The organism is Streptomyces sp. NPDC046759 (assembly GCF_040645475.1).
Taxonomy (GTDB): Bacteria; Actinomycetota; Actinomycetes; order Streptomycetales; family Streptomycetaceae; genus Streptomyces.
In genome coordinates this window covers 422,638-441,436 of sequence record NZ_JBEYYJ010000001.1, presented here as the reverse complement: position 1 = coordinate 441,436, position 18,799 = coordinate 422,638, and the positions used below count along the sequence as shown (strand labels likewise).

17 protein-coding genes are annotated in these 18,799 nt (G+C 69.7%); 14 read left to right on the top strand and 3 right to left on the bottom strand.

Translation table 11 applies throughout. The annotated features are described in order from the left end of the window. Positions 1 to 117: 117 nt before the first annotated feature. A complete protein-coding gene (locus tag ABZ919_RS02060) occupies positions 118 to 732 on the top strand; it encodes a TetR-like C-terminal domain-containing protein (RefSeq protein WP_361241329.1) in 615 nt (204 codons plus the stop codon). Between the two features lie 149 nt (positions 733 to 881). On the opposite strand, the gene ABZ919_RS02055 is transcribed toward ABZ919_RS02060, so the two are convergent. Continuing rightward, complete coding sequence (locus ABZ919_RS02055; RefSeq protein WP_361241326.1) at positions 882 to 1,961, bottom strand: DUF2510 domain-containing protein; 1,080 nt, start codon at positions 1,959 to 1,961, stop codon at positions 882 to 884. 322 nt (positions 1,962 to 2,283) lie between these two features. Between ABZ919_RS02055 and ABZ919_RS02050 the strand changes: the two genes are divergently transcribed. After that, entirely contained in the window at positions 2,284 to 3,429 is a 1,146-nt protein-coding gene (locus ABZ919_RS02050; protein ID WP_361241324.1) for a class I SAM-dependent methyltransferase, read from the top strand. 42 nt (positions 3,430 to 3,471) lie between these two features. Here ABZ919_RS02050 and ABZ919_RS02045 read toward each other — a convergent pair whose 3' ends face one another. Then, positions 3,472 to 4,134 (bottom strand): TetR/AcrR family transcriptional regulator, encoded by a 663-nt coding sequence (locus ABZ919_RS02045; protein ID WP_361241322.1) that lies wholly within the window; start codon positions 4,132 to 4,134, stop codon positions 3,472 to 3,474. A gap of 136 nt (positions 4,135 to 4,270) precedes the next feature. On the opposite strand from ABZ919_RS02045, the gene tcmA reads away from it, so the two are divergent. Then, entirely contained in the window at positions 4,271 to 5,914 is a 1,644-nt protein-coding gene (gene tcmA, locus ABZ919_RS02040; RefSeq protein ID WP_361241319.1) for a tetracenomycin C efflux MFS transporter, read from the top strand. 99 nt (positions 5,915 to 6,013) lie between these two features. Here tcmA and ABZ919_RS02035 read toward each other — a convergent pair whose 3' ends face one another. Next, a complete protein-coding gene (locus tag ABZ919_RS02035; protein WP_361241316.1) occupies positions 6,014 to 6,826 on the bottom strand; it encodes a class I SAM-dependent methyltransferase in 813 nt (270 codons plus the stop codon). Between the two features lie 535 nt (positions 6,827 to 7,361). Here ABZ919_RS02035 and ABZ919_RS02030 point away from each other — a divergent pair. The 11 genes from ABZ919_RS02030 (at position 7,362) to ABZ919_RS01980 (ending at position 18,794) form a co-directional block, all read left to right on the top strand. Next, complete coding sequence (locus tag ABZ919_RS02030; protein ID WP_361241314.1) at positions 7,362 to 9,053, top strand: FAD-dependent monooxygenase; 1,692 nt, start codon at positions 7,362 to 7,364, stop codon at positions 9,051 to 9,053. Between the two features lie 4 nt (positions 9,054 to 9,057). Then, positions 9,058 to 9,393, top strand: coding sequence for an antibiotic biosynthesis monooxygenase family protein (locus ABZ919_RS02025; RefSeq protein ID WP_361241311.1), 336 nt, complete (start codon positions 9,058 to 9,060; stop codon positions 9,391 to 9,393). Between the two features lie 2 nt (positions 9,394 to 9,395). Then, the gene (locus ABZ919_RS02020) at positions 9,396 to 9,725 is read left to right on the top strand and encodes a TcmI family type II polyketide cyclase (protein WP_361241308.1); all 330 of its coding nucleotides are present in this window, start codon (positions 9,396 to 9,398) and stop codon (positions 9,723 to 9,725) included. A gap of 43 nt (positions 9,726 to 9,768) precedes the next feature. Continuing rightward, a complete protein-coding gene (locus tag ABZ919_RS02015; RefSeq protein ID WP_361241306.1) occupies positions 9,769 to 10,185 on the top strand; it encodes a cupin domain-containing protein in 417 nt (138 codons plus the stop codon). A gap of 1 nt (position 10,186) precedes the next feature. After that, a complete protein-coding gene (locus tag ABZ919_RS02010) occupies positions 10,187 to 11,467 on the top strand; it encodes a beta-ketoacyl-[acyl-carrier-protein] synthase family protein (RefSeq protein ID WP_361241303.1) in 1,281 nt (426 codons plus the stop codon). A 29-nt stretch (positions 11,468 to 11,496) separates the two neighbouring features. Next, positions 11,497 to 12,693, top strand: coding sequence for a ketosynthase chain-length factor (locus ABZ919_RS02005; protein WP_361241808.1), 1,197 nt, complete (start codon positions 11,497 to 11,499; stop codon positions 12,691 to 12,693). 43 nt (positions 12,694 to 12,736) lie between these two features. Further along, on the top strand, positions 12,737 to 13,015 hold the full coding sequence (locus tag ABZ919_RS02000; RefSeq protein WP_361241300.1) for an acyl carrier protein: 279 nt from the start codon (positions 12,737 to 12,739) through the stop codon (positions 13,013 to 13,015). A 1-nt stretch (position 13,016) separates the two neighbouring features. Further along, entirely contained in the window at positions 13,017 to 14,501 is a 1,485-nt protein-coding gene (locus ABZ919_RS01995; protein ID WP_361241297.1) for a methyltransferase, read from the top strand. Positions 14,502 to 14,601: 100 nt separating this feature from the next. After that, positions 14,602 to 15,621 (top strand): methyltransferase, encoded by a 1,020-nt coding sequence (locus tag ABZ919_RS01990; protein WP_361241294.1) that lies wholly within the window; start codon positions 14,602 to 14,604, stop codon positions 15,619 to 15,621. Then, positions 15,525 to 15,821: a DUF6059 family protein gene (locus ABZ919_RS01985; RefSeq protein WP_361241291.1), complete on the top strand. Its 297-nt coding sequence runs from the start codon at positions 15,525 to 15,527 to the stop codon at positions 15,819 to 15,821. The genes ABZ919_RS01990 and ABZ919_RS01985 overlap by 97 nt, the downstream gene beginning before the upstream one ends. Positions 15,822 to 16,115: 294 nt before the next feature. Then, complete coding sequence (locus tag ABZ919_RS01980; protein WP_361241288.1) at positions 16,116 to 18,794, top strand: AAA family ATPase; 2,679 nt, start codon at positions 16,116 to 16,118, stop codon at positions 18,792 to 18,794. Positions 18,795 to 18,799 lie beyond the last annotated feature (5 nt).

Below are 18,799 nucleotides of genomic sequence, written 5' to 3'. Positions count from 1 at the left end.
TACACTGGCGTATCGATTGATGTGCGACACACTGGAGACAGCGTCGGGCGCCCGGCTTCGGCCATGCTTCAGCGCGCCGTGCAGTAATGACCGGACACGAGTGAGGGGAAGCACCGTATGACGTCGCAGGCCGCGGACGGACCGGAGACGGTCGTCGCCTCGCGCCGCTCCAAGATCACGCCGGAGCGTGAGCGGGAGTTCTTCGACGCCGTGCTGGACCGGATCCGCGAGTGCGGCTACGAGTCCGTCACCATGGAGGGCGTCGCCGCCAGCACCCGGTGCAGCAAGTCCACGCTCTACCGGCAGTGGAAGACCAAGCCCCAGTTCGTCGCGGCCGCGCTGCGTGCCAGCCGCCGGGTGCGGTTCGCCGGGATCGACACCGGATCGCTCGCCGAGGACCTGCGCCAGGCGGCGCGGGCCGCGGGCGACTGGTCCGGCAAGGACACCAAGCTGCTGCAGGCCCTGGGGCCCGCGGTGACCGCCGACCACGAACTGGCGCAGGCGCTGCGCGAGGCGCTGGTCCATCCGGAGATCGCCGCCCTGCAGGAGATGCTCGCGCGGGGCGTCGCGCGGGGCGAGATCCGGGCGGACAACCCGGCACTGGAGTACATCCCCGCCATGATGTTCGGCGTGCTGCGCGTCCGGCCCGTGCTCAGCGGCCAGTACGCCGACGCCGACTACCTCGTCCGTTTCGTGGAGGCCGCCGTGCTGCCCACGCTCGGACTGACCTGAGACCCAGGCCGCCGTTCACGGGATGACTGAACGGCGGCCTGACGCGCCGCACCGTGGGGACGGGGGCGGCGCGCACCCCCGGCCGGGTGGGGCTCCTCTTGAGCGGAGGGGTGCCCCACCCGGCCGCATCATGTCCCGGCGGCCACGGATCAGACGTCCTGGCCGCTCCCGTCACCGGACGACACCTTGATCCCCTTGAGGATCTGGTCGATGACCGCCGTCTGCTGCCCGACGTCGACGCCGAAGCGCACCACCACGATCCGCCCCGCGGTGTCGGGCGAGGGGAAGGCGACCGACTCGACGTAACCGTCGGCGCCCTTGCTGGTGACCGCCTTCCAGCGCACCATGTACCCCTTCTGTCCGGCCACCGTCACCGTGCCCGAGTCCAGCACCTGGTGCGAGGTGATGCTGCCGTAGGTGCTGCCGCCGTAGGACTGCTTGGCGTTGGCCGCGATGTCCGCCTTGGCGACCTGCTCGGCCGTGTCGCCCGAGATGCCCAGCGCCTCGGCGGGAGCCGTGTAGGCGCCGCCCGAGGTGCAGGTCTGGGCGGAGTTGCCCGGACACTTGTAGGAGTCGTCGGAGGTCACCTGCGCGCCGACGCTGATCGTCTGCCCGGTCCAGCCCTTCGGCACCGGCAGGCTGATGCCGTTCACCGGGTCCGCCACCGTGCCGCCGCCCTTGATCCTGGGTGCCTCCGACTGGCCCGGCGAGGGCGAGGCCCCACCGGAGCCGCCCGGACCGCCGAAACCTCCGGAGCCTCCGGAGCCGTCCGAGCCCCCCGGGCCTCCGCCGGGGCCGCCGAACCCGCCGCCGTCCTGACCGCGCGCCGCCCCCTGCCGGGACCCGGCCCGGTCGGCGTCGCCGGCGCCGTGCTGGTTGGTGAGGGCGTACACGCCGACCCCGATGCACGCCAGGACCACGGTCGCCACCGCGACGGCCGCGCCCGTGCGAGCGCGCCGGGACCCGGTCCGAGGCGGGGCCGGGTAGCCCGGATACGCCGGATACCCGGGCTGCGCGCCGTACGCGGGCGGAGCGGAGGGCGCCGTCGGATACGCCGGCTGCGGGCCGCCGGCCGCCGGATGCTGCGGCGGGGGACCCCACATGGCGGCCGTCCCGGCGGGGCGGGTCTGGTCCGTCCAGGCCTTGCCGTCCCACCAGCGCTCGGTGGGCGGACCGTCATTCGTCTGCCCGGGGTCGGGGTACCACCCGGGAGGAGTCACCTGCGTCATGCCCCCACCGTATGAGGCGACGGTGAAAGTGTGATGAGAGGATCGGGTGTCAATCGACCGTACCGGACATTTCGGCGCCGGGAATTTTCCGCCACCGCCGGCCGACTCCTCCTCCGCCACCGGCCGCGCAGACCCGTGCCGGCGCCCCGTGAGGTCAGCCGCGCTGCAGTGATCACGGTGGCATCCCGGCGTCCGCGAACCGCGGTTCCCGTGTCGCGGCGGCGGGTGGCCGCTCCGGGTCCGGCCGAACGACGAGGCCGGGCTTGGCCGAACTCCCGCACAGCGAGCGGGGGTCGAGTGACCACTCGGGGATGATGAAGAGGTGAGTACAGAACAAACCGTTAACTGGTCGGAGAGTTCGGGAGAGGAGCGTTGTGCCCCGTGGCGATCGGCGACCGGAGCCCTGCCGCCGAAGCGGGTCGTGGTGGCCGATGACCGCATGAACGCGGACACCGCCTTCCGCTTGGCGTGCGAAGGCACCTCGCTGTTATGGCGCGGCGACTTCCACAACGCGCGTCAGCTGCTGCAGGCGATGGCCCGCCGTGCGGACCGGAAGCAGCAGAAACCAGGCACGTCGGCAGCGCACAGCTTCCACCTGTACCGTCAGGCGCAGTCGCGTCGCGCACGGATCCTCGGCATGCTGCTGCTGCCGGTCGCGGCGGGGCATGTCATCCCGTTGCGCCGGGCTCCGGACGTCCGACTGGCCTGCGAACACGCGTACGGGCAGTCCGATGAGGCCTATGTGGTGTCTCTGCGCGAGCTGCAGGGGGTGATGGGAGCTGCCGAATGGCGCAGGAAGGGTGTGCACGTCCCGGCGCTCAACGAGTCGATCACGCCCCACTACGGCGTGTTCTCCCCGGTGCGGGGCGAGTACGTCGACCTGGTGGCCGAAGCGCCGCTGCCGTCGCTGTCCACGGCCTTCGACATCGGCACGGGTACCGGCGTGCTCGCCGCCGTTCTGGCCCGGCGCGGGGTCCGGCGGGTGGTGGCAACGGACTGTGACGCGCGGGCACTTGCCTGCGCGCGAGAGAACATCAGCCGCCTGGGCCTGTCCTCGGCCGTGGACGTCCGGCAGGCGGACCTGTTCCCCGCCGGCCGGGCCTCCCTCGTCGTCTGCAACCCTCCGTGGCTTCCCGGCCGGGCCCGGACCACGCTCGAACACGCCGTCTACGACCCGGGCAGCCGTATGCTCCGCGGCTTCGTGGAGGGGCTTTCGGCGCACCTGGCTCCAGGGGGCGAGGGCTGGCTCATCATCTCCGACCTGGCCGAACGCCTCGGCCTGCGCTCTCGCACGGAGTTGCCCGAGCTCTTCGCCGAGGCGGGCCTGAGCGTGGTGGGGCGCCTCGACACACGGCCCCGTCATCCCCGCGCCCACAACCCCGACGATCCGCTGCATGCCGCGCGGACGGCAGAGGTGACGTCGCTGTGGCGTCTCGCAGCGGTCCGGACGCCCGCTGAAGCCCACTGAACAGCCGGCGCCGGGAGCCTGACCGGCCTGTCTGAGGGCCGGTCAGGCTTCCGGGCGCTTCCAGTCGCCGAACAACTCCGGTCCCAGCGAGTCCAGGGCGGACTCGAACGCCAGTGAGAGTGCCTGCAGGTCGGCGTCGGCTCGCAGGTACCAGACGCGACTGACGACGCGGCCGACCGCTTTGAACACCGCCACGATGAACTGAGGCCGGAAGTCGTCGGCGAGATCCACGCCTTCACGGCAGGCGATGATCTGCGCCAGCCGTCCCTCCATCTCCTCGCTGCGGCGCAGATGCTCCGCAAGGAGCCCGGGGGTGCGCTCGACCAGCCGCATCATGTCCATGTGCAGCGCGCCGTCCACGCCGTCCAGTTCGCCGTCGCGTACGCGCTCGAGGACGGCCCGGAAGGCGCCGCTCATGGCCTGCAACGGGTTCTCGTGGGCCGGCCGGGCTTCCAGCGCGGCGAGGAAGGCCTCGTCGATGCTGCTGATGGGGGTGAGGGCCACCTCTTCCTTGCTGGCGAAGTGCCGGAAGAAGGTGCGCGGGTGCACCTCGACCGCATCGGTGATCTGTTCCACGGTCGTGTGCTCGTAGCCCTGCGCCAGGAACAACCGCAGAGCCGTGCGGATCAGTTGCTCGCGGGTACGGCGGAGCTTCCGCTGCCGCAGACCGGGGCTGGTGGCTGAGTTCGGTGTGCCGGAGTTCACCCGGAAACCCTACCTCGCGCCACTCCCTGACTTATGCGTGAGGTTGTCAAATGTCACTCACTGCTGTTAGCTTCGCCGCATGTTCTCCTCGTCACGCATGTGTCCGTCATGCCGGAAATCCTTAGGGGGACGCTGAATGAGCACGGCAACGCACGATGAGCCGTCACGCGTCGCACCCGCCCCCGCTTCCGGTCTGCGCGGACGTCCCTGGCCGACTCTTCTCGCAGTCGCTGTCGGCGTGATGATGGTGGCCTTGGACAGCACCATCGTCGCGATCGCGAACCCCGCCATCCAGCGCGACCTCCATGCCTCCCTGGCAGACGTGCAATGGATCACCAACGGCTATCTGTTGGCCCTCGCCGTCTCGCTGATCACCGCGGGCAAACTGGGCGACAGGTTCGGGCATCGCCAGACATTCCTGATCGGGGTGGCCGGCTTCGCCGTCACCTCCGCGGCCATCGGCCTGTCCGAGAGCGTCACCGCCATCGTCGTCTTCCGCGTCCTGCAGGGACTGTTCGGCGCTCTGATGCAGCCGTCGGCGCTCGGCCTGCTGCGGGTGACGTTCCCGCCCGAAAAGCTCAACATGGCCATCGGCATCTGGAGTGGCGTGGTGGGCGCGTCGACCGCCGCCGGCCCGATCATCGGTGGGCTCCTCGTCCAGCACGTCAGCTGGGAAGCGGTCTTCTTCATCAACGTGCCTGTCGGCCTGGCGGCGCTCGTGTGCGGCGTGCTCATCCTGAAGGACGCGCGCGCAGAGCGCGCACCGAAGTCCTTCGACGCACTTGGCGTCGTGCTCCTGTCCGGAGCCATGTTCTGCCTGGTCTGGGGCCTTATCAAGGCTCCGGCATGGGGGTGGGGCGACGCGCGGACACTGGGGTTCCTGGCCGCCGCCGTACTCGCGTTCGCCGGTTTCGCGCTGCGTGAGAACCGAGCGGCCGAACCGCTGGTGCCCCTGAGCATGTTCCGTTCCGTGCCGCTTTCCGCCGGCACCGTGCTCATGGTACTGATGGCCTTCTCGTTCATCGGCGGATTGTTCTTCGTCACCTTCTACCTGCAGAACGTCCATGGCATGAGCCCGGTGCAGAGCGGCCTGCACCTCTTGCCGCTCACCGGCATGATGATCGTCGGTGCTCCGGTTTCCGGTGCCGTGATCGGCCGGTTCGGACCACGCCTTCCGCTGGTGGTGGGCATGCTCCTGACCGCCGCGTCCCTGTGGGGCATGGCGACGCTGAAGGCCGACAGCGGTATGGGCGTCACCTCGGTCTGGTTCGTGCTGCTGGGCCTCGGCCTCGCCCCGGTGATGGTGGGAACGACGGATGTGATCGTGAGCAACGCTCCGGCCGAACTGGCCGGTGTGGCAGGCGGTCTGCAGCAGTCGGCGATGCAAGTCGGCGGCAGTCTCGGCACCGCGGTCCTCGGCGTCCTCATGGCGTCACGGGTCAGCGACGTCTTCCCCGGCCGGTGGGCGGAGGCGAAGCTGCCGCGGCTCGGCCGGGAAGAGACCGCGGTCTGGGAGGACGCGGCCAAGGTCGGCGTCGTTCCCTCACCCGCGGCCCTGCCCGGCCGGAACGCCGGGACGGCGTCGGACGTCGTGCACTCCTCGTTCATCTCGGGAATGGGACTTGCCTTCACCGTGGCCGGCATCGTCGCGTTCGTAGCGGCCATGGTCGCCGTGCTGACCAAGAAGGGTAAGCCGGCGGAAGCACCCGGCCCCGCCGCCTCCACGGACTCCGTCCAAGGAGGCGAACCGCACCGCGCATCGGCCGCCCGGAACACCTAGGAGCCGTCGGCGCGGGCAACACCAGCCCATGGTGGTGCCGCCGGGCCCCCGTCGGCGGCACCACCATGTCAGCACACCGGCTGCGCCGGCGTTTTGGATTCAGAAGGCGTAGCGCAGAAGCCGGTGTGCGTATCGCAGTTGCGGAATGCTTCGCATAGCGGCTCCCAAAGCCCTTTCGGTGGGGCGGGAACTGGCCAGGTGCGGCGAGTCAAGCAGAGACCACTGTGCTACGAACCGCATACCCGGGACCCGGTGCTCCAGTGTTCGTGGATCTCCTATTCCCCAGCCGAATGTGGCACCTGTGGCTCGCAGAAGTTGCAAGTACTTGGCGAATCGGAGGGTCCACGGGAGCACGGCATCGAACATGACTGCTCCCGTCGGGAGGTGCCGGGTGAGCCTCCGGAGCATTGCCTCTCCGTCGGATTCCCGGAGATAAGGCGTCAGCCCTTCGGCGACGACGAGCGTCGGGCGATCGTCTGCCACCGCGCTGAGCCACTCGTCCGTGGTGACCGATGCCCCGATCATCCGGTATCGGTCGCGGTTCGGGTACAGCCGGTTTCTCAACTCGATGACGTCCGGCACGTCGACGTCGATCCATTGGACACGGGGTGGCACTTTCAGGCGGAATGCGCGGCTGTCCAGACCGCACGCAAGGTGGAGCACCATGGCGTCCGGATGCGCTGACAGGAATTCCGAAGTCCACTCGTCCAGTTTCTTCGCGCGGTACGTCACGATCCGCACGTCCTTGGTGGCGGTCCTGATGCGGCTGAAGTCGTAGTCGATACGACGCAGCAGGTCAGCCGCCGTTGCATCGCCCAGTACGGGCTCCGGTTGTCGATAGTCCATGGCTCGGGCCTGAAGTGTGGCCAGAAGCGTCTCGTGCACGCCGGCCAGCCGGATCTTTTCACCCATGGGACAGCACTTTCCGAGTTCGCTCCGTGCAGCGTCAAGCGCATACCGACTGTGCCGCAGACGACATTTCTGGACACATTCAGTCGATCGAGATATTAGGACACTTCTCGATATTGCCAGTCAAACAGGCTGTGCTATCACCACCTGGCTTGGCGCGATTTTGACCGCAGGACCATAGGTGCCTTGCACCCGAAGCGGCCGGATCTTTTCGGTACATAACAATGCGGCCACCCTCCTTTCCGGCAGGGATTTCGCTTTCTTTCGGGAGGGAATCCGGAAGCCCGGAGGGGCGGTGTTTGCAGAACGGATTTCCCGGGTATACATGCCGGGCCAATTTGGGGGACACGCGGCTGACAGATTGTCAGGTGTGATTTTCCGGACCAATGTTGAAGGATTTATCTCAGTTGACTCGGCAAGTGCTGCAATGTTCGCCTGTATGGGCCATGCACCGCCGCACCCGTCGTCTGGTGAGCGTTCGATTTCAGCTGCCGGGCCATTTGTGCGCGCGGCTCCGGTTCCCGTGGAAGGATGAACCTTGCCCGCTGAAGAAGTTCCCGTACTCATCGTTGGCGGAGGTCTGACAGGACTTTCCGCGGCACTGTTTCTCAGCCAGCACGGAGTCGATTGCCGCCTGGTCGAGAAGCACCGCGGAACCACGGTGCTCACCAGGGCGTCCGGAATCAGCTCCCGCACGATGGAGCTGCTGCGCGACGCCGGCCTGGAGCAGACCGTGGTGGAGCGCGGGCCGAAGCTCATCGAAGGGGCCCGCTGGCGCGAACTCGGGCAGCCGGCGAACCAGATCCCCTGGGTCGTGATCCGGGCGAACGGGCTGCACGACCTGGAGAACGCGGTGACCGTCGAGGAACCGTCTCTCGACGTCGGACACCTCAGCCCGACCAGGCCCTATTGGTGCGGACAGGACAGGCTCGAACCCATCCTCCGCGACGAGGCGGTCCGCCGTGGAGCCCGCATCGACTTCAACACCCGTATGGACGCGTTCACGGCGGACACGGACGGCGTGACGGCCACGATCGTCGACCGGACCACCGGAGAGGAGACCACGGTCCGCGCCCGGTACCTCATCGCAGCCGACGGGGTGCGCAGCCCGGTGCGAGAGGAGCTCGGGATCACCCGCACCGGGCACGGCACGATCGGCAACGCCATGAGCGTCCTGTTCAAGGCGGACCTGAAGGAGACGGTCAAGGGCCGGCGCTTCGTCATCTGTTACCTGCCCAACCCCGCCGAACCCGGAGTGCTCCAGATGCCGGAGGTACCGGCCGTGCTCCAGTTGTTCGACGAGGAGCGCTGGATCTTCGGCTTCTTCTACGACCCCCGGGAAGCCGCGGCCGAGGAGTTCACCGACGAGCGCTGCGCGCAGATCATCCGCACCGCGACCGGCATGCCGGACCTCGCGGTCGAGGTGCAGATGGCCAGGCCCTGGGAGATGTCCCACAACAGCGCCCGGTCCTACCGGCACGGAAGGGTCTTCCTCGCCGGGGACGCCGCTCATGTGCACCCGCCTGCCGGTGCCTTCGGCGCGAACGGTGGCATCCAGGACGCGCACAACCTCTCCTGGAAGCTGGCGGCCGTCCTGAACGGAACAGCCGGCGACGCTCTGCTGGACACCTACGAGCAGGAGCGGCTGCCGATCGGTGCCGCCGTCGCCGAGCAGGCCTGGATCCGCCACACCTGGAGGCTGAACGACTCCGAGGAGCTTCGCCGCGCGCTGCGTGAGTCGACACTGGTCGCCACGGGCTATCGCTACACCTCCGATGCGATCGCCGGTCCCGCCCACCCCGAACCCATCCCCACGGAGCACGACCTCACCGGCACGCCAGGACACCGTGTCCCCCACCTCTGGCTGGGACGTGGCAGCGACCGCGTGTCGACGGTCGATCTCAGCACGGACCAGTTCGTCCTGCTCACCGGGCCGGCCGGGGCCGAGTGGCAGACGGCGGCCGACAAGGTCGCCCAGGAGACGGGCATACCCCTGCAGTGCTGCACGGTCGGACCTGAGGGCCAGTTGACCGATCCGGACGGTGCCTTCCTGAGCACCACCGGACTCACCGACAGCGGCGCGCTGCTGATCCGCCCGGACGACTTCGTGGCGTGGCGGGCGGAGAGCCTGCCGGAGGACGCTCCCGGCACGCTGCGCACGGTGCTCGATCGGATCCTGGCCCGCCCGACGCGGACGGCTCCCGCCACGGCGCCGGCGACGGAGGGCTGACCGGATGGCGACCATCTCACCGGCCTCGCAACTGTTCACTCTCGTCAACGTTTTCACCGTCGCACCCGGCCACCAGAAGGAGCTCTGCGACCACTTGACCGAGGTGACCGAGGAACTCATCCGGCACATGCCGGGGTTCGTCTCCGCCGCCTTCCATCTCAGTCACGACGGCGAGCATGTCGTCAACTACGCCCAGTGGAGGTCGCAAGCCGACTTCCGCGCCATGCACGCCGACCCGCGGCTGCGCGAGCACTTCGACTACTGCCGGTCCGTCTCCCGGCCCAAGCCGATCTTCTGCGACGTCGCGTACGTCTACGACGCCGAACCCGATGGAGAGTGAACATGGCCTACCGGGCACTCATGGTGCTGCGCATGGACCCCGCGGACGCGGACCACGTGGCGGCCGCTTTCGCCGAGCACGACAAGACGGAACTGCCGGTGGAGATCGGGGTCAGGCGACGGGTCCTCTTCAGGTTCCACGACCTGTACATGCACCTGATCGAAGCCGACGACGACATCATGGACCGGCTCTACGAGGCACGGAGCAACCCGCTCTTCCAGCAGGTCAACGAGCGTGTGGGGCAGTTCCTCACCCCGTACGCCCAGGACTGGAGGGAGATCAGGGACTCCAAGGCGGAGGTGTTCTACACCTGGACCGCCCCTGACTCCTGAACGCCGGCCATCAGTGAGCACCCCGTACGAAGGAGAAGAGGCCGTGGCAGCCGCCACCAAGATCGCCATGTCCAGTGTGGCACCCAGTCACCGGCAGGGGGGAAGCACCCGAGCCCTGCTGACTCCGTCATCGGTGGGTACGACGTCCGGTTTCCTGGGCCACATCGAGTTGGCGCCCGAGGAGATCATCACAGAGCACTACCACCCTTTCTCGGACAAGTACCTGTACCTGGTCGAGGGGACCGTCATCGTCCGGGTGAACGGCGAGGAGGTGAGCCTCGAGCAGGACGAGGCGCTGTTCGTCACACGTGGCCAGCGGCACCGCATCGAGAACAAAGGAAACGTCCCCGCACGGCTGGTGTTCCAGATCGCGCCGCTCGCGCCCCGGCCCGAACTCGGCCACGTCGACACCGAGCCCGTGCCCCACCCGCAGTCCGCACCACCGAAGGTAGGAGGCTGACATGACGGAACACGTGGAGAAGAGGGTGGTGATCACCGGTATCGGCGTACGGGCCCCAGGAGGCGTCGGAACCGCGGCCTTCTGGGATCTGCTGACTGCCGGACGCACCGCCACCAGGAAGATCTCCCTGTTCGACCCGTCTCCCTTCCGGTCCCGGATAGCCGCCGAGATCGACCTCGACCCGCTCGGTGAAGGCCTGTCACCCCAGCAGGTGTCCACGTACGACCGTGCCACGCAGCTGGCCGTCCTCTGTACCCGCGAGGCGCTGGCGGACAGTGGACTCGTCCCGGCGGAGCTGAATCCGGAACGGGTGGGAGTCAGTATCGGCACCGCCGTCGGCTGCACCACCAGCCTCGATCGCGAGTACGAGCGGGTCAGCGGTGGCGGCGCGCAATGGCTGGTGGACCACACCGTCGCCGTGGAGCAGCTCTTCGACTACTTCGTGCCCACTTCCATCTCCCGGGAGGTCGCCTGGGAGGCCGGCGCCGAGGGCCCGGTGACGGTGGTGTCGACAGGGTGCACCTCCGGCCTCGACGCCGTGGGACACGGCGCGGAGCTCATCCGGGACGGACGTGCCGACGTGGTCGTCTGCGGCGCCACCGACGCTCCCATCTCCCCCATCACCGTGGCCTGCTTCGACGCCATCAAGGCCACGTCGGCGAACAACGACGACCCGGCCCACGCGTCGCGCCCGTTCGACCGCAACCGCGACGGATTCGTGCTCGGGGAAGGCGCGGCGGTCTTCGTCCTGGAGGAGCTGTCGGCCGCGCGACGGCGAGGAGGGCACGCGTACGCGGAGATCCGCGGCTTCGCGACCCGGTCGAACGCCCATCACATGACCGGCTTGAAGCCGGACGGCCGGGAGATGGCGGAGGCCATCACGGCGGCCCTGCGTCAGGCCCACTGCACGGGCGACGATGTGCACTACATCAACGCGCACGGCTCCGGCACCCGGCAGAACGACCGGCACGAGACGGCCGCCTTCAAGCGAAGCCTTGGCCGGCAGGCGTACGACGTGCCCGTGAGCTCCATCAAGTCCATGATCGGACACTCGCTCGGCGCCATCGGATCCCTTGAACTGGCCGCCTCGGCGCTGGCCATCGAACACGGCGTGATCCCGCCCACGGCGAACTACGAGGAGCCCGACCCCGAGTGCGACCTCGACTACGTGCCGAACGTGGCGAGGCAGCAGCAGGTGGACACCGTGCTCAGCGTCGGCAGCGGATTCGGCGGCTTCCAGAGCGCCGCGGTGCTGGGCCGGCCAGGGAGGGCCACCTCGTGAGCACACCACATGCCGCCGTGGTCACCGGCATGGGAATCGTGGCACCCAACGGCATCGGAACCGAGGAGTACTGGGCGGCCACGCTCGCGGGGAAGAGCGGCATCGACGTCATCCGGCGCTTCGATCCCCGGAGGTACCCCGTGCGGGTGGGCGGTGAGGTGCTCGCCTTCGACGCCGCCGCACACCTCCCCAAGCGCCTGCTGCCGCAGACCGACCGCATGACCCAGCATGCCCTGGTGGCCGCCGAACGGGCGCTGGCCGACGCCGGGCTGGAACCCGGGAAACACGACGAGTACGGGCTCGGAGTCCTCACGGCCGCCGGATCCGGAGGGTTCGAGTTCGGCCAGCGCGAGATGCAGAAACTCTGGGGAACCGGCCCCGAGCGCGTCAGCGCCTATCAGTCGTTCGCCTGGTTCTACGCGGTGAACACCGGCCAGATCTCCATCCGCCACGGTATGCGGGGTCACAGTTCCGTGTTCGTCACGGAACAGGCCGGCGGACTCGACGCAGCCGCCCAGGCGGCACGCCTGCTGCGGAAGGGCACGCTGGAAAGCGCCCTGACCGGAGGATTCGAGGCTTCGCTCTGCCCCTGGGGCCTGGTCGCCCAGATTCCGGGCGGCTTGCTGAGCCGGGCCACCGACCCCCACCGCGCCTATCTGCCGTTCGACGCGGAGGCCTGCGGATATGTGCCCGGTGAGGGTGGGGCCATCATGGCCGTCGAGCGGGCGGACACCGCGCGGGAACGGGCCGCCGCCTCGATCTACGGGGAGATCGCGGGGCACGCCTCCACCTTCGACGCGCGCCCCGGCACCGGCAGGCCCGCCGGACTGGCCCGGGCCATCCGCCTGGCCCTCGACGAAGCCCGGGTCAACCCGGACGACGTCGACGTGGTCTTCGCGGACGCCTTCGGGGTACCGGCCCTCGACCGGGCGGAGGCAGAAGCCCTGACCGACGTCTTCGGCTCCGCGAACGTGCCGGTCACCGCACCGAAGACGATGACCGGACGACTCTACGCAGGCGGAGCGGCGCTGGACACCGCGACCGCGCTGCTGTCCATCAGGGACTCGGTCATACCCCCGACGATCGGCACCGGTGCGGTCGCGCCGGCGCTCGGCCTCGACCTGGTACTCCATCAGCCCCGCGAGACGCGGATAGACACCGCCCTGGTCGTCGCGCGGGGAGCGGGCGGGTTCAATTCCGCCCTGGTCGTTCAGCGGCACCACTGACCGAGCCGCTTCGTTCCGGTCGCGCTCGAGCGCACCTCAGCACATGACGTCACTCACCCGGAGGATCATGGTGTCCCACATCAACCTGTCCGAACTCGTCCGAATCATCCGGGAATGCGCCGGAGACTCCGACGAACGGGATCTGGACGGCGACATTCTCGACGTCACCTTCCAGGACCTGGGTTACGACTCGCTCGCCCTTCTGGAGATCTCCGCGAAGATCGAACAGGACTACGGAGTGGCGATACCGGAGGACGAGATACGGACCCCCCGGAACACTCTGCAGCTCATCAACGCCAAGATGGCCGGGGAGGCCGCCTGACATGGCAGCGCGCACGGACAACTCCATCGTGGTCAACGCCCCGTTCGAGCTCGTGTGGGACATCACCAACGACGTCGAGTCGTGGCCCGAACTGTTCTCCGAGTACGCCGAGGCGGAGATACTCCGACGGGACGACGACGGAATCGACTTCCGGCTCAAGACCCGCCCCGACGCGAACGGGAACGTCTGGGAGTGGGTCTCGCACCGGTCGCCCGACAAGGAGTCCCGCACCGTCCGGGCCCACCGCATCGAGACCGGGCCCTTCGCCTACATGAACCTGCACTGGACCTACCGGGCCGTCGCCGGAGGAACCGAGATGCGGTGGGTCCAGCAGTTCGACATGAAGGCCGGGGCCCCGTTCGACAACGAGCACATGACGGCACACATCAACTCCACGACGCGGGCCAACATGGAACGCATCAAGAAAGTCATCGAAGACAGGCACCGCGCGCGCCAGGAGACCGCGGAGTCCGCTCTTCCCGCAGAACTCCACGCCCAGCAGCTGCTCCTGCTGGCGGCCCCCGGCCGCCTGGCCCGGGTCGTCCACGTGCTGGTCGAGCTGGGGATCGCCGACCTGCTGGCCGGCGGCCCCCGCAGTGTCGAGGAACTGGCCAAGGAGGCGGGCGCCCACGAGCTGTCCCTCTACCGCATCCTGCGAAGCGCCGCCGCAGTCGGCATCTTCGCCGAGGGGCCCGTCGGGACCTTCTCCGGGACGCCTCTGTCGGACGGGCTTCGCGCCGACAACCCGGACGGCGTGCTGCCGCTGGTGAGGTACAACAACATGGAACTCACCAGGCGGCCGTTCGACGAGATCATGCACAGTGTGCGCACCGGAGAACCGGCGTTCCGGCAGGTGTACGGCAGGTCGTTCTTCGAGCACCTGGAACAGAACCCGGAGGAAGGCGAGTTCTTCGAGCGTTTCATGGCGCACTGGAGCCGCCGGCTCGTCCTCGACGGGCTGGCCGACACGGGCATGGAGCGCTTCTCGCGCATCGCCGACCTCGGCGGTGGAGACGGTTGGTTCCTCGCCCAGGTCCTCAGCCGCAATCCAAAAGCCACGGGCATCCTCATGGACCTCCCGCGGGTGGCCGCGTCGGCCCGGCCGGTACTGGAGGAGGCCGGTGTCGCCGACCGCGTCACCGTGCTGCCCGGTGACTTCTTCACCGATCCCGTCCCCACCGGCTGCGACGCCTACTTCTTCAAGGGTGTTCTGCACAACTGGTCGGACGACCGGGCCGTGACCGTGCTGCGCCGGGTCCGGGACGCCGTCGGTGACGACGACGCACGCCTCCTGATCTTCGACCAGGTCATGGCCCCGGAGAACGAATGGGACCACTCCAAGCTGCTGGACGTCGACATGCTGGTCCTCTTCGGAGGCCGTGAACGGACGCCGGCCGAGTGGCGGCAGCTTCTCCACCAGGCCGGCTTCGAACTCGTCAACACCCCGTCCCACACGTGGACGACGCTGGAGTGCCGCCCCGTCTAGTGCCAGGGACCCTTCTCGGACGCTTCGGAGTGCGGGGCCCGGCCGTACCGGACCCCGCGCGCCTGCTCTGCCATCCTCACGTCAAGGAGAGCCGTCACACATGACACCGCACACAGAAGTCAGCGGACCGCGCGAGATCCTGCAGCTGACCATGGCCTTCTACGGATCGCGGGCCCTCATCAGCGCCGTCGAGCTGGACCTCTTCACCCTCCTCGCCGAAAAGCCCATGACCGCCGGGGAGTTGTGCGACCGGGCGGGTATGCATCCCCGCGGCGCGCGGGACTTCCTCGACGCTCTGGTGGCACTCGGGCTCCTGGAGCGGGAGGACGACGAGACCTACGCCAACAGTCCGGCCGCCGACCGCTGTCTGGACCGGTGCAAGCCCGGATACGTCGGCGGCTACACCCGCCTCGCGGACACCAAGTTGTTCCCCGTCTGGGCGCATCTGACCGACGCCCTGCGAACGGGCGAGAAGCAGGTACCGAGCCAGGGGGGCTTCTTCGGCGGCTATGCGGACCCCGAAGCGGCCCGCAGTTTCCTCGGCGCCATGGACGCCGTCAACAGCGGCGTCGGTCACGCTCTGGCCGGGGCGTTGGACTGGAAGGAGCACTCCTCCTTCGTCGATCTCGGCGGTGCGCGCGGGAACCTCGCCTCCCACCTGTACAGGGCTCATCCCCACCTGCACGCCACCTGTTTCGATCTGCCGGAGATGGAGCAGTTCTTCCAGGAGCACATGAAGTCCCTGGACATGACGGGCCAGGTGCATTTCGTCGCGGGCGACTTCTTCCAGGACGCCCTGCCCGAAGCCGATGTCTTCGTCGTCGGGCACATCCTCCACTACTTCGGTCTCCGGCAGCGGGAGGATCTGCTCGCCCGCATCCACCAGGCGCTCACCCCGGGCGGCGTCGTGCTCGTCTACGACCGCATGATCGACGACGACCGGCGAAGCGCCGCACTGAGCCTTCTCGGCAGCCTCAACATGCTGCTGACCTCCGACGAAGGACGTGAGTACACCCCCGCCGAGTGCACGCGGTGGCTGTCCGCCTCCGGTTTCACGGACATCCGCACCACCGCGGTGAGCGGGCCCGACACCCTCGCGATCGGCCGCAAGCACCGGTGAGGTGGCTCGGGAGGACGATCTGGCTGGGTTTCATCAGCCTCGGCTCGTTCCATACCGGGCAGCCACCCGTGGGCCTGCAAGGGTACGGCCGGACTGCTCGCCTACCGCCGACCGGGCATCCCGAAAGGCTCGTCCCCGGGGCGCTGACGCGCCAGGAGCGGATCCTGGCGCGCGAGCTCGGGTGGATCCGCGACCTGTGAGGAACAGGGGCTCGCCAGGAGGTGACGACGACCCACCCCACCGCCACCCACCCCACCGCCACCGCGCGCACCGCCGGTCCGCGCGAGGAAGCGGGTGTGCCGAAATCGCTCTCGATCAGGGGAAGTTGACGCCCGGTCTGCTGCCGGCAGGCCGCTCGGCCCGGTTGCGCGTCGCCCGACCGCCCCCGCTTTCACCCGCCGGGGCAACGGCTGCCCCGACCGGACACCACACATCCCGGCGGACGGCTAGGCTCATGTCTGTACGTCACTCGGGCGACCTGGGGAGGGAACGGGATGACGGAGGGACGGCCCCCGGCGGCCGCCTCGGCTCCCCTGTGGGAGCGGGACGCGGAGATCGCCGCCGTCGCACACACACTCGACCTCTTGTGCGCCGACCAGTCGTCCGCGGGCAGTCTGCTGGTCCTTTGCGGCGAGGCGGGCCTCGGCAAGACCGCGCTGCTGGCCGAGACGCGCCGCATCGCCGAACGCCGGGGCTGCGCCGTGTGGTCCGCGCGCGGCGCGGAGACCCTGCGGTCCGTCCCCTTCAACGTGGTGAGGCAGCTGCTCCAGCCGGCCCTGCTGTCCTTACTGCCCGAGGAGGCACGCGAGTACCTCGGCGACTGGTACGACATCGCCGGTCCCGCCCTCGGCATAGCGGACCCGCAGGAGGGCAGCGCCGATCCGCAGTACGTGTGCGACGGCCTCGTCGCCGCCGTACGCCGGCTCGCCCGTCGCGAGTGGCCGCTCGTGCTCCTCATCGACGACGCGCACTGGGCCGACCAGGAGAGCCTGCGCTGGCTCGCCGCCTTCGCCGAGCGCCTGGACGACCTCTCCGTCCTCGTCGTGGTCGCGCGCCGCCCCGGCGAAGTCGGCGGCGAAGGCGCGCGCCACCTGGACGCGGTGGCCGCCGCCGCGGGCCGTCCCGTCACCAGCCTCAGGGCCCTCAGCCCCGACGCCGCCGCGGGACTCACCCGCGCCACCCTCGGCCGGCACGCGGACGACGCGTTCTGCCGCGAGGTCTGGGCCGTCACCGCGGGCAACCCCTACGAGACCGTCGAACTCCTCGCCAAGGTGCAGGACAGCGAAGTGACACCGGTCGAGGCCCGGGCCGGCGAACTGCGCGCCCTCAACCGCGCCGCCCGCGGCGGCGGACTCGTCGACCGGCTCAAGGGGCTCGGCCTGGAGGCCACCCAGTTCGCCTGGGCCGCCGCCATCCTCGGCACCGACATCAGCGTCGACATGGTCGCCCGCCTCGCCACCATGGACGTGGCCGTCGCAGGGCACTGCGCCGAACTGCTGCGCACCGCCCGCATCCTCACCGAGCCGGCGCCCGGCGGCGAACGCCAGGAGGGCGAGCTGGAGTTCGTCCACCCGGTCATCGCCACCACCGTCTACAACTCCATCCCCTCCGGGGTGTGCACCGCCATGCACGGCGTCGCCGCCCAGCTCATCACCGAACTGGGACGCGGCGCCGCCCAGGCCGCCCGGCACCTGCTGAAGGTGCACCCGGACGGCGACGAGGAACTCGTCGAGCAGCTGCGCGAGGCCGCCCGCGAACATCTCGCCGTCGGCGCACCCGACGCGGCCCGTACCTGTCTCGAGCGCGCGCTGCTGGAGCCGCCGTTGCCCGCGGTGCACGCGGACCTCCTGTACGAACTGGGCTGTGCCACCCTGCTCACCGCGCCCGCCGTCACCATCGAGCACCTCCAGCACGCCCTCGGCACGCCCGGCCTCGCCCCCGAGCGGCGGGTCGACGCGGTGGTCCGGCTCTCCCAGGCGCTGCTCCACAACGACCAGCTGGAGGAGGCCGTCCGCACGGTCGAGGCCGAGGCCGCCCGGCACGAACCGGGCCCCGAGAGGATGCGGCTGCAGGCCGTGCAGTTCATGTGGGAGGGCATCCACGGCGAGACCGTCTCCCCGGCCCGCTCCCGGCGCCTGTCCGAGCTCGCGAGCACCTGCACCGGGCGCGACAACTCCGAGCGCGCCCTGCTCATCCTGCGCGGCTTCGACGCCATGACCCACGGCGAGAGCGCCGACGAGGTCCTCCGACTGTGCGACCGGGCCCTCGTCAACGGCCGTCTCGCGCCCGGCCTCGGCTGGACCGACCCCGAGTGGGGCATAGAGCTGCTGATGATGCTCGGCAGCGCGTACGCCTACGCCGACCGGCTCGACCGCGCCGAGAGCCTCTTCGCCGAGGCGCTGCGCGTCTACACCGGTGCCGGCTGGCGCGGCGGCCACCTGTCCCTCGCCAACGCCTTCCTCGGGCTCGCCTACCGCAGGCAGGGCCGGCTGCGCGACGCCGAGTCCATCCTGCGCGAGGCCCTGGTCCTCGCCGAACGCGTCGGCCGCCGGCTGCCGCTGTACTGGTCGGCGACCTGCGGACTGGTCGACACCCTGCTGGCCCGCGGCCGCGTCGACGAGGCCTGGTCGATCGCCGAGCAGTACGGCTTCGCACCTCCCTACCCGTCGACGATCGTGCTGCCCGACATCCGCTCCGTACGCGGCCGCCTGCTGCTCGCCGTGGGCCGCACCGAGGACGGGATCCACGAACTGGAGGCCGCGGAGAAGACGGCCGCCTCGCGCGGCGGCCACAACCCGGTCCTGTCGCCCTGGTCCACCGAACTCGCCAGGGCCCTCGCCGGCCAGGACCCGGTCCGTGCCGCACAGCTCGCCGCCGACGCCCGCCGGCAGGCCGAGCGTTTCGGCACGGACACCGCCATCGGCGAGGCCCTGCGCTGCTCCGCCGCCCTGGCGACCGGCGGCCGCGCGGTCCAGCTCGCCGCCCAGGCGGTCACCTACCTGGAAGCCTCGCCCTGCCAGTACGAACACGCGGCGGCCCGGGTGGAGTACGGCATCGCCGCCCGCTCCGTGGCGGAGCTTCGCCGGGGCCTGGACCTCGCCCGGGCCTGCGGCGCGGACGGGCTGGTGGCCCAGGCCCGGGAGGTGCTGGAGACGGGGCGAGGGCTGCGGTGAGCCGG